The sequence below is a fragment of the Hydrogenophaga sp. A37 genome (assembly GCF_002001205.1).
Taxonomy (GTDB): domain Bacteria; phylum Pseudomonadota; class Gammaproteobacteria; order Burkholderiales; family Burkholderiaceae_C; genus Hydrogenophaga.
The window spans coordinates 1-12,749 of the sequence record NZ_MUNZ01000048.1 but is presented as its reverse complement, the minus strand read 5'-3'; the positions used below and the strand labels follow the sequence as shown (position 1 = coordinate 12,749).

Below are 12,749 nucleotides of genomic sequence, written 5' to 3'. Positions count from 1 at the left end.
CGCAGGGCCTGGCCACGTTGCCGGCCAGCGCGCACGGCACCGAGGTGGCCATCGTCGGCGCGGGCATCGCCGGGCTGGTGGCGGCCTATGAACTGATGAGGCTGGGCCTCAAGCCCGTGGTCTACGAGGCTTCGCGCATAGGCGGTCGCTTGCGTTCGCAACCCTTCGAGGGTGGCCAAGGCGTGATCGCCGAGCTGGGCGGCATGCGCTTCCCGGCGTCGGGCACGGCCTTCTACCACTACGTAAACCTGCTCGGCCTCCAGACCCAGCCCTTTCCCAACCCGCTCACGCCCGCCGCGGGCAGCACCGTGATCGACCTCGAAGGCCAGACGCACTACGCGCGCTCGCTGGCCGAGCTGCCGCCGCTGTTCACCGAGGTGGCCGACGCCTGGAGCGAGGCGCTCGCCGAAGTCGGCTTCGGTGACCTGCAGCAGGCGCTGCGCGAGCGTGACGTGCCGCGCCTGAAAGCCCTGTGGGACCGGTTGGTGCCGCTGTGGGACGACCGCACGTTTTACGACTTCATCGCGCAGTCCGAAGCTTTTTCGAAGCTCTCGTTCCGCCACCGCGAGGTGTTCGGCCAGGTGGGCTTCGGCACCGGCGGCTGGGACTCGGACTTCCCCAACACCATGCTGGAGATCCTGCGCGTGGTGCTCACAGGTTGTGACGAAGACCAACACCTGATCGTGGGCGGTGTGCAGCAGGTGCCGCTGGGGCTGTGGGCGCACGCACCCGAGCAGATCACCCACTGGCCACAGGGCACCTCGCTCGCCAGCCTGCACGGCGGCGCCACGCGACCTGGTGTCACAGCCATCGCGCGAGCCGCCAACGGCCAGCTCACCATCACCGATGCCTGGGGCACACAACGCGACCACCCGGCCGTGCTCGTGACCTGCCAGAGCTGGCTGCTCACCACGCAGATCGCGGTGGAAGAAAGCCTGTTTTCGCAGAAGCTCTGGATGGCGCTGGACCGCACGCGCTACATGCAGTCGAGCAAGACCTTCGTGATGGTGGACCGCCCGTTCTGGAAAGACGTGGACCCCGCGACCGGCCGCGACACGATGAGCATGACGCTCACCGACCGCCTCACGCGCGGCACCTATTTGTTCGACAACGGGCCGGACCAACCGGCGGTGATCTGCCTCAGCTACGCCTGGATGAGCGACGCGCTCAAGATGCTGCCGCACCCGCCCGCGCGGCGCGTGCAGCTGGCGCTGGACGCGCTGAAGAAGATCTATCCCACCGTGGACATCGCCAGCCACATCGTCGGTGACCCGATCACCATCTCGTGGGAGGCCGACCCGTATTTCCTCGGCGCGTTCAAGGGCGCCCTGCCCGGCCACTACCGCTACAACCAGCGCATGTACGGCCACTTCATGCAGGACGCGCTGCCGCCCGCCGAGCGCGGCATCTTCCTCGCGGGCGACGACGTGTCGTTCACGCCCGCCTGGGTGGAGGGCGCGGTGCAGACCTCGCTCAACGCGGTGTGGGGCATCGTTCACCAACTGGGTGGCCAGTGCCCGGCGGACAACCCCGGGCCGGGCGAGCTGTTCCCGGCCATCGGCCCGGTGACCTTGCCGGACTGAAGCCTTCGGGCACAAGATCGCGGCATGCAAGACGACCTGACCCTCGCCCTCTGGCAGACCGGCTATACACCCACCAAAGCCGAGGCGCTGCAACGGCTGGGCGTCACCGCTGCACAGGCAAGCGCGCAAGGCGCCCACCTGCTGATCGCGCCCGAGATGGGCCTCACGGGCTACGCCATCGGCCCCGAGCGAGTGGCCGCACTGGCGGAGCCGAGCGACGGCCCGCTGGCGCAAGCCGTGGCCGCCATCGCGCAGCGCCACGGCATCGCCATCGTCTTTGGCTACCCCGAGCAGAACCCTGCCGGCAAGCCCTTCAACGCCACTCAGTTCATCGCCCCCGACGGCTCACGACCGATGAACTACCGCAAGACCCACCTCTTCGGCGACATGGACCGCGCGCAGTTCAGCGCGGGCGATGCCGCGTCACAGGTCTTCGAATGGCGAGGCTGGAAACTGGGCCTGCTGATCTGCTACGACGTGGAATTCCCCGAAGCCGTGCGCGGGCTCGCGCTGCAGGGCGCCGACGCGGTGCTCGTGCCCACGGCCAACATGGTGGGCTTCGACGAGGTGCAGAACACCCTCGTTCCCGCCCGCGCCTGCGAGAACCGGCTGTATGTGGGGTATGCAAACGCCTGTGGCAGTGAAGGCCCGACCCGTTATGGGGGCCTGAGTCTGGTGGCCAACGCTCAAGGCGAACCCCTGGTGACGGCCGGGCGGAATGAAGCCTTGCTCGTGGTCGCCCTTTCGCAGGACCATCTGGAGTCGGCCCGGCGGCACAGCCAGCTGCCGCACCGCCGACCAGCGCTCTACCAGCCGCTCACCCTCAAAGAATGACCGCTCCCGGCGCGTTCGCCCGGATGAACTCGAGCACCGTGGGCGTCTGGAGGTTGGTGAAATAGGCGTTCACTGTGGAGGCTTGCCCGCAGGCGGTTGAAGGGCCGCTGGACGCCACCCCGATCACCGCCGCACCCCCCTCCAGCATCCGGTACATCGGCCCGCCCGAGTCGCCAGGGCAGGTGGTGCTTTGGCTGCCGTCAAACTTGATGCTCAGGCTCTGCGCGTTGACCTCCGCCAGGTTGGCAGCGCCCACCGCCAGGTCACCTGTGGGCTGGCCCCAACCCGCAAACGACACCGCCTGCCCGGCCGCTGCCGGCTGGCTGGCCAGAATGGGCATGGTGGGGTTGGGCAGGCCCGCGGGAAAAGTGACCACGGCCACGTCGTTCGGGAACGGCCCTTTCGAGCCGTCGTAGGCCGGGTGCAGCACCCATCCTCTGGCGGAGAGCCCCTTGACGCTGGTGTCTGACTTGAAATTGGCCACGGCAACCCCCACCGGCTGCCCGCTGAGGCAATGGGCCGCCGTGAGCACGTGGGTGGGCGATATGCGGGTACCCGAGCACGCCACCTGTGTGCCTCCCTTACGGACGATCAGCAAGAACACCACGGGCGTGCTCGTGTATGAGACGCACGAGGCACCGTTGACCACCTTGGGCTGAGCGCCCGCGCTGTTGCACAGCGCCGTGGGGTCCAGGTTCACCGGCTCGGGGCCTCCACCACCCCCACAGCCCGCGAGCACCGCCGCGAGCGACGCAGCCACCACCCCGACGGCCCGAACGCCGTACTTGTTCACTCTTCGCATGGAAACTTCCCTGTTGTTGTTGAATCGATGACCGCTCAGAAGTAGGCCGCTTCGGGCGCCTGGGTGCGGATGAAGTTGATCACCGCCGGGCTTTGAACGTTGGTGAACAGCGAGTCATCGCCCTTGCCGCAGTCGGTCACCGTGCCGGACGAGGTGATGCCCACGACGCCCTGGCGCCCGCCGATCGCGCGGTAGGCCGGCCCGCCGGAGTCGCCGTTGCAGGTGTTGCTCAACTTGCCCTCGTAGGTGTAGCCCACGCTCATGTCATTGACCTTGGTCAGCCGGGCGTAGCCCACCGCCAGCTCAAAGCCAGGTGCGCCCCAGCCAGAGACGAACACCGACTGCCCCGGCGCCGAGTTCTCGCTCACCAGCACGCCCATGGTCGGGTTGGGCAGCCCTCGGGGCAACACCACCACGGCCGCGTCGTTCACCAGCACCGCCGCGCCCCGTGTGTACTGCGGGTGCACCGCCCAGCTGCTGGCGCGGATGCCCACGACGGTGCCGTCCGCACTCCAGAGGCCGGCGAGCACCCGGCTGGTGCCTGCGGGCAAACAATGGGCCGCGGTCAGGATCTTGTTGGGGGCGATGAGCGTGCCGGAACAGACCGTCGCACCGCCCGAACTGCCGATCACGTTGAGCAAGATCACCGGCGACAACTCGGGTTGGCCACAGTCGGCGCCATTGAGCACCTTGGGCGTGAGCCCGATGCTGCCGCACAGCGCGGCCGCGCTGGGAAGCGTCTCCTCATCGTCACCACCGCCACAAGCGGCGACCACCACCGCTGCCGTCAACACCAGCAGCCACCTGCTCATTCGGTTCATGTCTACCCCTGTTGTGAAAGCAACGGGACGGTTCCACAAACACGGTGGCGTCCCTGCCAAGTTGGCAATGTACCGCCAAATGTGTGGCGCCTTGAGGGGCAAGGACGCCAGCTCACACGCCACGGTCACACTGTTGCGGTCGGCCCACGCCGGCCCAGAAGTCGGCCTGGCCATAGTGGTGTTTCAGGAAATCGATCCACAGCCGCACCCGGAGCGCAAGGTGTTTGCGCTGAGGAAACAGGGCATAGATGCCATTGGGCGGCGCGGCGTGCTCTTCGAGCACGGCCTCCAGGCGGCCAGCGGCGATGTCGGCCTCAACCTCCCAGGTGCTGCGCCAGGCGATGCCATAACCGGCCAGACACCACTCGTGCAGCACCTGCCCATCGCTGCAGTCGAGCGGGCCGCCCGGGCGCAGGTGAACGATCTCGCGTTCGGCGCCTTCAGCGGTCGAGGCGCGGGCCGGCATGGAAAACGCCCAGCCCCGGGTCTGCGAGGCATCGCTGCTGAGCACCAGACAATCAAACCGCGTGAGATCGGCCGGGGTCTGGGGGCGGCCGTGCTGTTGCAGGTACTTTGGCGTGGCCACGCACAGGCGCCGGTTGTCGGCCAGTCGAACGCTCACCAGCGATGAGTCGGGCAGGTCACCCACGCGCACCGCGCAGTCGTAGCCCTCGCCCGCCACATCGACCACCCGGTCGCTGAGGTTGAGCGACATCGTCACCTCGGGGTGGAGTTCGCGAAAGTGAGGGATCAATGGCGCCACATGGCGGCGGCCGAAGCCGGCGGGCGCGGTGATGCGCAGGTGTCCGCTGGCCTTGACACCGCCGGCGCTGACGCTGGCCTCGGCGTTGGACAGGTCCGTCAGCAGGCGCTGGCAGTCTTCGAGAAAGGCACTGCCTTCGTGGGTGAGGGTGATGCGCCGCGTGGTGCGCACCAGGAGCTTCACACCCAGGCGGGTTTCGAGCGCATCGAGCCGGCGGCCAATGATGGCCGGGGCCACGCCCTCGGCCTTGGCGGCGGCGGTGAGGCTGCCCCGGGTGGCAACGGAAGCAAAGGTTTCGAGCTGCTTGAGCTTGTCCATGGGGCCGCAGATTACCTCAACAAAAGAAGGCAATCAACGGCGTTCATGGGGAGATTTTTGACCAAAACCGCCTCATTCCCGATTCGAACTCGGAGGAACCGGGCGAATCGGAAGACGGCAACGCGAGCGGGTGGCCGCGCTGCCGCTGTGGGTCGACGCTCAGTTGCAGAGCGCCGGCAGGTTGGGGATCGTGGCACACCCCACGCCGCCCTTGGCGGTGCATGCGTTGTTGGCGGCAGACTGCGCGTCAAACGCCGTGCCACTGGCCGCCACGCCGTATACAAACCCACCGCCACTGGTGCGCCCCGAGGAGATCGCGCCGCATTCTTCGAACTGCAGCACCACGGTGCAGTCGCCGGCATCGCACTCGTCGCGGGCTTCGTCATTGGCGATTGACTGCGTCAGGGCTTCTGAAGCCATGGCGACTCGGCCGGTGGAGTTGCTCACCGCAATCGCCCCGTACCCGTCGCTTTCACCACCACCACCGCACGCGGCCACCAACAGCGATGCCAAAACCGCTGCACCACACGCCATCCATCGAGATGCTTTCATTCCCTACCCCTTAAAAAATGTCACTGATGAGAGCGCAACACGCGCCCGCTGGAAAGAGTCTATTCCAGCCCAGAGGGTATTTCCACCCCCAAAAGCAAGGCCGCACCAGCCCTCGCCGCTGTTCAGCCCCGCCAGCCCCTGGGCAGACCGGCCTCAGGCGTCATGCCGTAGACCGGCTCACCGGGCAGGCCGGCCTTGAGCGGTTCGCGCGCGGCGATCAGCGTCGAGATGTCCACGCCGGTGCTCACGCCCATGGCCTCGAACATGAAGACCAGGTCTTCGGTGACCACGTTGCCGCTGGCGCCCGGCGCGTAGGGGCAGCCACCGAGACCGCCGAGCGAGCTGTCAAAACTGCGCACGCCCACGTCAAAAGCGGCCAGGCAGTTGGCCAGGCCCAGGCCGCGCGTGTTGTGCATGTGGGCCGCGCCGGCGCGCTCGCCGAGCTCGGCACGCAGCCGGGTGAACAGGCGCCGCACCTGCGTCGGGTGCGCCATGCCCGTGGTGTCGGACAGGCCGACCTCGTCCACACCCGCCCGCACGCAGGCCACCGCCAGCGCGATCACCTCGTCTTCGTCCACCGAGCCCTGCAGCGTGCAGCCAAAGGCGGTGGACAGGCCCACCTCCACCGGCACGCCGGGCGCGGCCTCGTTGCGCAACGCCACCACGCTGCGCAGCTCTTCGACCATCTGCTCGCGCGTCTTGCGCACGTTGGCGAGCGAGTGCGCTTCGCTGGCGGACACGGGCAGGGTGAGCTTGTGCACGCCGGCGGCGAGCGCGGCTTCCGCCCCGCGCCGGTTGGGCACCAGTGCCATCACGCGCAGGCCCGGCAGCGTCAGCGCGTGCCGCACGACCCCGGCCACGTCGGCCATCTGCGGCAGCAGGTGCGCGGGCACGAACGAACCGACCTCGATCTCGCGCAGACCGGCCGAAGCAAGCGCGCTGATCCAGCGGCACTTGTCCGCCGTGGGCATGACCGCCTTGACGGATTGCAGGCCGTCGCGCGGGCCGACCTCGCTGATGTGAACGTCGGGGGTGGTGCTCATGGTGGAAGACCTCGGGTTCAGGCCACCGCCGCGAGCGCGCGCAGGCGCTCGACATCGGACGCCGCATAACCCAGCCCGTGCAGCAACTCGGTGGTGTGCGCGCCCATGGTCGGCGGGTCCAGACGCACGCCCAGGCGCTGGCCGTCCATGGTGAAGGGGAAGAGTGTGGTTTTGGCGGTCTGGCCGGCGCGCGCGCCGTCCGGCAAGGTGATGTCGGCCAGGCCGCCAGTGGCCAGCAGGTGCTCGTCCTCGTACAGCTCTTCTGGCTTCCGGATGGGGGCGAAGGGCAGGCCCACCCGTTCAAACAACGCGGCCAGATCGGCGGCGCTGCGGTGGGCCAGCCGCTCGCGCAGCACCGGCAGCAACTGGGGTCTCGCCTTCACCCGGGCGTTGTTGTCGGGGTACCGCGGATCGGCCTTGAGGTCGGCAAACCCCAGCGCGTCGCAGAAGGTGGCCCACTGCGTATCGCTCACCGCCGCCAGAAAGATCTGTTCGCCGTCTTTCACGGTGAACACGTCGTACACCGCCCAGGCCGAGATGCGCTCGGGCATGGGCGCGGCGGCCTGGCCGGTGATCGCGTACTGCAGCATGTGCTGGCCGACCAGGAACACGTTGTTCTCGAACAGCGCGCTCTGCACCTCCTGGCCCTTGCCCGTGATGCCGCGCTGGATCAGCGCACCCAGCGCGCCGATGGCGCCGAACATGCCGCCCATGATGTCGTTCACGCTGGTGCCCGCGCGCAGCGGGTCGCCGGGGCGCCCGGTCATGTAGGCCAGGCCGCCCATCATTTGCACCACCTCGTCGAGCGCGGTGCGGTGGTCGTAGGGGCCGGGCAGAAAGCCCTTGAGGCTGATGTAGATGCAGCGCGGGTTGACCTGGCTGAGCGCGGCATAGTCCAGTCCGTACTTGACCATGGTGCCGGGCTTGAAGTTCTCGGCCACCACGTCGGCGCTGGCGGCCAGCCGGCGCGCCACCTCAGCCCCGTCGGGCTGGCGCAGGTCGATGGCGATGCTTTTCTTGTTGCGGTTGAACAGCGGGAAAAAGCCCGCGCCCGAGCCCAGCAGGTGGCGGGTGCGGTCGCCCTCGATGGGCTCGACCTTGATCGTCTCGGCACCCATGTCGGCCAACACCATGCCGCAGGTCGGGCCCATGACCATGTGGCTGAACTCGACCACGCGCAGGCCGGTCAGCGGCAAATGGGACGGGAGGTCGGAAGGGGGATGGGACACAGGCATGCCGTGATTGTCCGTGCTGACGGGGGGCCGTGCACCTCGCCAATTACCACCTTAAAAGTCACTGATCAATCGCCATACGGTCAACAAATCAACTGCAAAGTTCCGAATACAGTTCAGGCATGCAAAAACCTCGCGCGGTCCTGTTTGACGCCTATGGCACGCTGTTCGATGTGTACAGCGTGGGCTTGCTCGCGGAACAGCTGTTTCCCGGCCAGGGCGCGCGGCTGGCCACGGTGTGGCGCGACAAGCAGATCGAGTACACCCGCCTGGTGACCACCAGCGACCACGGCGCGCACTACCGGCCGTTCTGGGCCCTCACGCAAAGCGCCCTCACCTACGCCATCAAGCTGATCGAGCCGGCGGCGCGCGCCGACTGGCCGGCGTATGAAGCCCGTGCGACGCAGTTGATGAACCAGTACCGCAGCCTGAGCGCCTTTCCCGAGAACCGCGCCGTGCTGCAGGGCTTGCGCGAACGCGGCATCGTCACCGGCATCCTGAGCAACGGCGAACCCGAGATGCTGGGCATTGCCGTGCGCAGCGCCGGGCTCGATGGTTTGCTGGACCACGTGATCAGCGTGGACGGCATCCGCAAGTACAAGACCCACCCCGATGCTTACGCGCTGGGCGAAACCGCCACCGGCCTGCCGCGCGGCCAGATCGTGTTCGTCAGCAGCAACGCCTGGGATGCGCTGGCCGCCACCTGGTTTGGCTACCAGACGCTGTGGGTGAACCGGCAGAATCTGCCGTTCGAAGAACTGAGCACACAGCCCACGCGCACGGCGCAGAACCTGCGCGACGTGCTCTCTTTTTTCAACTGATTTCCTTTTCTTTTTCCCGACGGAGCCCACCATGACGCAACGCACCACCATCCACAGCCTGCAGGTCGCCACCGAGCTGTACGAGTTCATCAACGCCAACGTGCTGCCCGGCACCGGCGTGGAGCGCGACACCTTCTGGAAAGGCTTTGACGCCATCGTGGCCGACCTGGCCCCGAAGAACGCCGCCCTGCTGGGCGAGCGCGACCGCCTGCAAGCCGAGCTGGACACCTGGCACAGCGCCAACCCTGGCCCCATCCGCGACATGGTGGCCTACCGCAAGTTCCTGGAGACCATCGGCTACCTCGTGCCCGTGCCCAAGAAGGTCAAGGCCACGACCAAGAACGTGGACGAGGAGCTGGCCACGCAGGCCGGCCCGCAGCTGGTGGTGCCGATCCTGAACGCGCGCTACGCGCTCAACGCCGCCAACGCGCGCTGGGGCAGCCTGTACGACGCGCTCTACGGCACCGACGTGCTGAGCGAAGACAAGGGCTGCGGCAAAGTGGCCAAGGGCAAGAAAGGCGGCTACAACCCCAAACGCGGCGCCAAGGTCATCGAATACGCGCGCTACGTGCTCGACCGTTGCGCCCCGCTGAAGAAGGGTTCGCACGTCGGCTCCACCGGCTACAAGGTCAACAAGGACGGTGAGCTCGTCGTGGGTCTGGCCGAAGGCGGCACCAGCAAGCTCGAACACAAGCACCAGTTCATCGGTTACCAGGGCGATGCCAAGGCACCCAGCGCCGTGCTGCTCAAGCACAACGGCCTGCACTTGGAGATCCAGATCAACCGCACCACCGCCATCGGCGCGAGCGACGCCGCTGGCGTGAGCGACCTGGTGGTCGAAGCCGCACTCTCCACCATCCTCGACCTGGAAGACTCCGTGGCCGCCGTGGACGCAGAAGACAAGGTGCTGGCCTACCGCAACTGGCTCGGCATCCTGCAGGGCACGCTGACCGAAGAGGTGAGCAAGGGCGGCAAGAGCTTCACACGCGGCCTCAACGCCGACCGCGAATACACCGCACCCAACGGCAAGAAGGGCGTGCGCCTGCACGGCCGTTCGCTGATGTTCGTGCGCAACGTCGGCCACCTGATGACCAACCCGGCCGTGTTGTGGGGCGCGGAAGGCAAGGAAGTCCCCGAAGGCATCCTGGACGCGATGGTCACCACCACCATCGCCATGCACGACCTCAAGCGCACGAAGAAGGACGCGATCCGCAACTCGCGCAAGGGCTCGGTCTACATCGTCAAACCCAAGATGCACGGTCCGCGCGAAGTGGCGTTTGCCGGCGAACTGTTTGGCCGTGTCGAGAAGGTGCTGGGCCTGCCCGAGAGCACCGTCAAGCTCGGCATCATGGACGAAGAGCGCCGCACCTCGGTCAACCTCAAGGCCTGCATCGAAGCCGCCGCCAGCCGCGTCGCCTTCATCAACACCGGCTTCCTCGACCGCACCGGCGACGAGATGCACAGCGCCATGCTGGCCGGCCCCATGGTGCGCAAGGGCGACATGAAAGCCAGCGCCTGGATCCAGAGCTACGAGCGCAACAACGTGCTGGTGGGCCTCTCCTGCGGCCTGCGCGGCAAGGCGCAGATCGGCAAGGGCATGTGGGCCATGCCCGACCTGATGAAGGCCATGATGGAGCAGAAGATCGCCCACCCCAAGGCCGGCGCCAACACCGCCTGGGTGCCCAGCCCCACCGGCGCCACGCTGCACGCCCTGCACTACCACCAGGTGCTGGTGAGCGACGTGCAAAAGGACCTGGAAAAAATCGACGCCGCCAAAGAGCGCGACAACATTTTGACCGGCCTGCTCACCATCCCCGTGACCGGCAATCCGAACTGGACCGACGCCGAGAAGCAGCAGGAACTCGACAACAACGCCCAGGGCATCCTGGGTTACGTGGTGCGCTGGGTCGACCAGGGCGTGGGCTGCTCCAAGGTGCCCGACATCCACAACGTGGGCCTCATGGAAGACCGCGCCACGCTGCGCATCAGCAGCCAGCACATGGCCAACTGGCTGCGTCACGGCGTGGTGACCGAGGCCCAGGTGCGCGAGACGTTTGAACGCATGGCCGCTGTGGTGGACCAGCAGAACGCGGGCGATCCGCTCTACCAAAAGATGGCCGGCAACTTCAAGACCAGCATGGCCTACCAGGCCGCCTGCGACCTGGTGTTCAAGGGCCTGGCCCAGCCCAGCGGCTACACCGAGCCGCTGCTGCATGCGTGGCGCCTGAAAGTCAAAGCGGCAGCCTGAGATCCCGCATTTCCCCCTCTCCCTCTGAGAGAGGGCAGTGGTGAGGGCTCTTCGCGAGCCACCCACTCTGCACAACGGCGCCTTCGGGCGCCGTTCCGTTGTCGGGTGTAATCGCCGCATGCACGTTTCCCGATCCATCGCCGGCCTGCTCAGCCTGTGCGCCCTGGCCCCGTTCGCCCAGGCCCAATCGCCCTCTTGGAAAGCCACCTGCGAGTCCCGCCTGCCGCCCACGGCCATAGAGGTGAAGACGGCACCTGCGCCCCTCCGCTTCACCAACCACCGCAGCATCGCTGAACTCACCAGCGTGCAAAAGCTACCGCACAAAGAATCCCGTACGCTGGGGCTGACCGAGATGCGGCTGGGCACCGCCATCAACTACCGCAGCCCCTCGCTGACCCACCCGAACGAGCCGCTGGCCTGCGCCCGCCCCCACATCGTCGTCACGCTCAGCCTCGACCCGCACGTGGTGTCGGTCGCCAGCGAATTCCCCGAGGGCAGTTGCGCCCACGGCCACATCACCGAGCACGAGATGCGCCATGTGAAGGTGAACCAGCACACGCTGGACGACACGGCCGCGCGCATGCGCCAGGGGTTGCTGTCGTCCTTCGGGAACAAGGTGTACTACGGCACGCCTGCCGAGCTCGAAGAGCGCTTCACCCGGCACATCCGCGACGAGTGGCTGCCCTGGGTCAGGGCCCAGATGGACCACACGCTGCAACTGCACCGGGAGATCGACACGCCGCAGGAATATGCGCGCAACCGCACGGCCTGCAAAGGCGAGATCGCACGCGTGCTGGACGCGATGCGCTGAGCCAGCGTTGCGCGGCGACGCTCACATCCACAGCCGGTAGGCCCAGAAGCTCTCGTGGCGCGCGATGCCGTCGCGCAGGACTTCTGGGCTGAACCCGGTGATGCGCCGGGTTTCGCGGCACAGGTGGGACTGGTCGGCGTAGCCGCTGTCGGCAGCGATGTGGGCCCAATGCACCACGCCTTCTGTCTGGGCCTGCACGACCCGGAAAAAGGCCTGCTCGGCGCGTCCCATGCCCCGCAGTTCTCGCAACGGCAGACCAGACCACCGCTTGATGCGCCGCTCCAGCTGCCGCAGGCTGCGGCCTGGCGCCGAGGCGGCGGCGCGTTGCGCGAGGTGCAAGGACCAGTCGGCGTAGCGGTGCCCTTGCAACGGCAACACGGGCCGGCAGGCCTGCCAGCGCGGCTCCAGAAAGTCTTCCAGCCGTTCCATGCGCTGCGCGTCGTCCGATGCGGCTTGTACCTGCTGGCACATGGCGATCCACGCAGGCGGCAGCACCGTGCTGGCATCGACGAAGCGGTCGATCAGGTCCGTAGGTTCCAGCCCCGTCATCAGGTGCAGCGCGTCGGGCATGAGCATCACCATCATGGCGTGCACCGGCCCCGGGCACCAGCTCGCGCCGGGTCGGGTCTGCGGCCCGGTCAGCACCCAGCGGCCGGGCATGGGGCCGCGGGTGTCCGTCAGGGCGCCGGGGTGGTCGGGCCGAGCGCCCTGGAGCACCACGCTGCTGCCCTCGAACCACCAGCTCAGGCTGCACAGCGGCGTGGCGGGAAAGTGGTTGATGCGCTGCTCGTCGCTCAGCGTGGCGCCCACGGTGCTGCGCACCATGGCACCGCGCACGCAGGCCATGAGCGACGCGCGCGGCTGCCACAGCGTGCCACTGGGCAGCAGGGCGGTGTCGAAGTCGTGCGACGGGGGCAGAAG

The 12,749-nt window shown here is 67.6% G+C and carries 12 protein-coding genes; 5 read left to right on the top strand and 7 right to left on the bottom strand.

Annotated features, from left to right (window positions below):
* A partial coding sequence (locus tag B0E41_RS01160; protein WP_077327928.1) for an NAD(P)/FAD-dependent oxidoreductase occupies positions 1 to 1,583 on the top strand: 1,583 nt, incomplete at its 5' end.
* 24 nt (positions 1,584 to 1,607) lie between these two features.
* A complete protein-coding gene (locus tag B0E41_RS01155; RefSeq protein ID WP_216350716.1) occupies positions 1,608 to 2,417 on the top strand; it encodes a carbon-nitrogen hydrolase family protein in 810 nt (269 codons plus the stop codon).
* Here the strand turns inward: B0E41_RS01155 and B0E41_RS01150 are convergent.
* From B0E41_RS01150 to B0E41_RS01125, 6 genes are all read right to left on the bottom strand, one after another.
* A complete protein-coding gene (locus tag B0E41_RS01150; protein ID WP_077327922.1) occupies positions 2,407 to 3,219 on the bottom strand; it encodes a trypsin-like serine protease in 813 nt (270 codons plus the stop codon). The genes B0E41_RS01155 and B0E41_RS01150 overlap by 11 nt on opposite strands.
* 35 nt (positions 3,220 to 3,254) lie before the next feature.
* A complete protein-coding gene (locus tag B0E41_RS01145; RefSeq protein WP_171984629.1) occupies positions 3,255 to 4,031 on the bottom strand; it encodes a trypsin-like serine protease in 777 nt (258 codons plus the stop codon).
* A gap of 121 nt (positions 4,032 to 4,152) precedes the next feature.
* On the bottom strand, positions 4,153 to 5,121 hold the full coding sequence (locus tag B0E41_RS01140) for a LysR family transcriptional regulator (protein ID WP_077327918.1): 969 nt from the start codon (positions 5,119 to 5,121) through the stop codon (positions 4,153 to 4,155).
* Positions 5,122 to 5,280: 159 nt separating this feature from the next.
* Positions 5,281 to 5,655 (bottom strand): DUF4189 domain-containing protein, encoded by a 375-nt coding sequence (locus B0E41_RS01135; RefSeq protein WP_290440825.1) that lies wholly within the window; start codon positions 5,653 to 5,655, stop codon positions 5,281 to 5,283.
* Between the two features lie 140 nt (positions 5,656 to 5,795).
* Positions 5,796 to 6,716 carry a hydroxymethylglutaryl-CoA lyase gene (locus B0E41_RS01130; protein WP_077327913.1) on the bottom strand — a complete coding sequence of 307 codons (921 nt, stop codon included), beginning with the start codon at positions 6,714 to 6,716 and terminating at the stop codon, positions 5,796 to 5,798.
* 17 nt (positions 6,717 to 6,733) lie between these two features.
* Positions 6,734 to 7,951, bottom strand: coding sequence for a CaiB/BaiF CoA-transferase family protein (locus tag B0E41_RS01125; protein WP_077327911.1), 1,218 nt, complete (start codon positions 7,949 to 7,951; stop codon positions 6,734 to 6,736).
* A 119-nt stretch (positions 7,952 to 8,070) separates the two neighbouring features.
* Here B0E41_RS01125 and B0E41_RS01120 point away from each other — a divergent pair, with 119 nt between their 5' ends.
* The 3 genes from B0E41_RS01120 (at position 8,071) to B0E41_RS01110 (ending at position 11,828) form a co-directional block, all read left to right on the top strand.
* Positions 8,071 to 8,769 carry a haloacid dehalogenase type II gene (locus B0E41_RS01120; protein WP_077327909.1) on the top strand — a complete coding sequence of 233 codons (699 nt, stop codon included), beginning with the start codon at positions 8,071 to 8,073 and terminating at the stop codon, positions 8,767 to 8,769.
* A gap of 31 nt (positions 8,770 to 8,800) precedes the next feature.
* Positions 8,801 to 11,017, top strand: coding sequence for a malate synthase G (locus B0E41_RS01115; protein WP_077327907.1), 2,217 nt, complete (start codon positions 8,801 to 8,803; stop codon positions 11,015 to 11,017).
* 118 nt (positions 11,018 to 11,135) lie between these two features.
* The gene (locus B0E41_RS01110; protein WP_077327905.1) at positions 11,136 to 11,828 is read left to right on the top strand and encodes a hypothetical protein; all 693 of its coding nucleotides are present in this window, start codon (positions 11,136 to 11,138) and stop codon (positions 11,826 to 11,828) included.
* Positions 11,829 to 11,849: 21 nt separating this feature from the next.
* Here the strand turns inward: B0E41_RS01110 and B0E41_RS01105 are convergent, their stop codons facing one another.
* A complete protein-coding gene (locus B0E41_RS01105) occupies positions 11,850 to 12,746 on the bottom strand; it encodes a helix-turn-helix domain-containing protein (RefSeq protein ID WP_253194524.1) in 897 nt (298 codons plus the stop codon).
* Positions 12,747 to 12,749 lie beyond the last annotated feature (3 nt).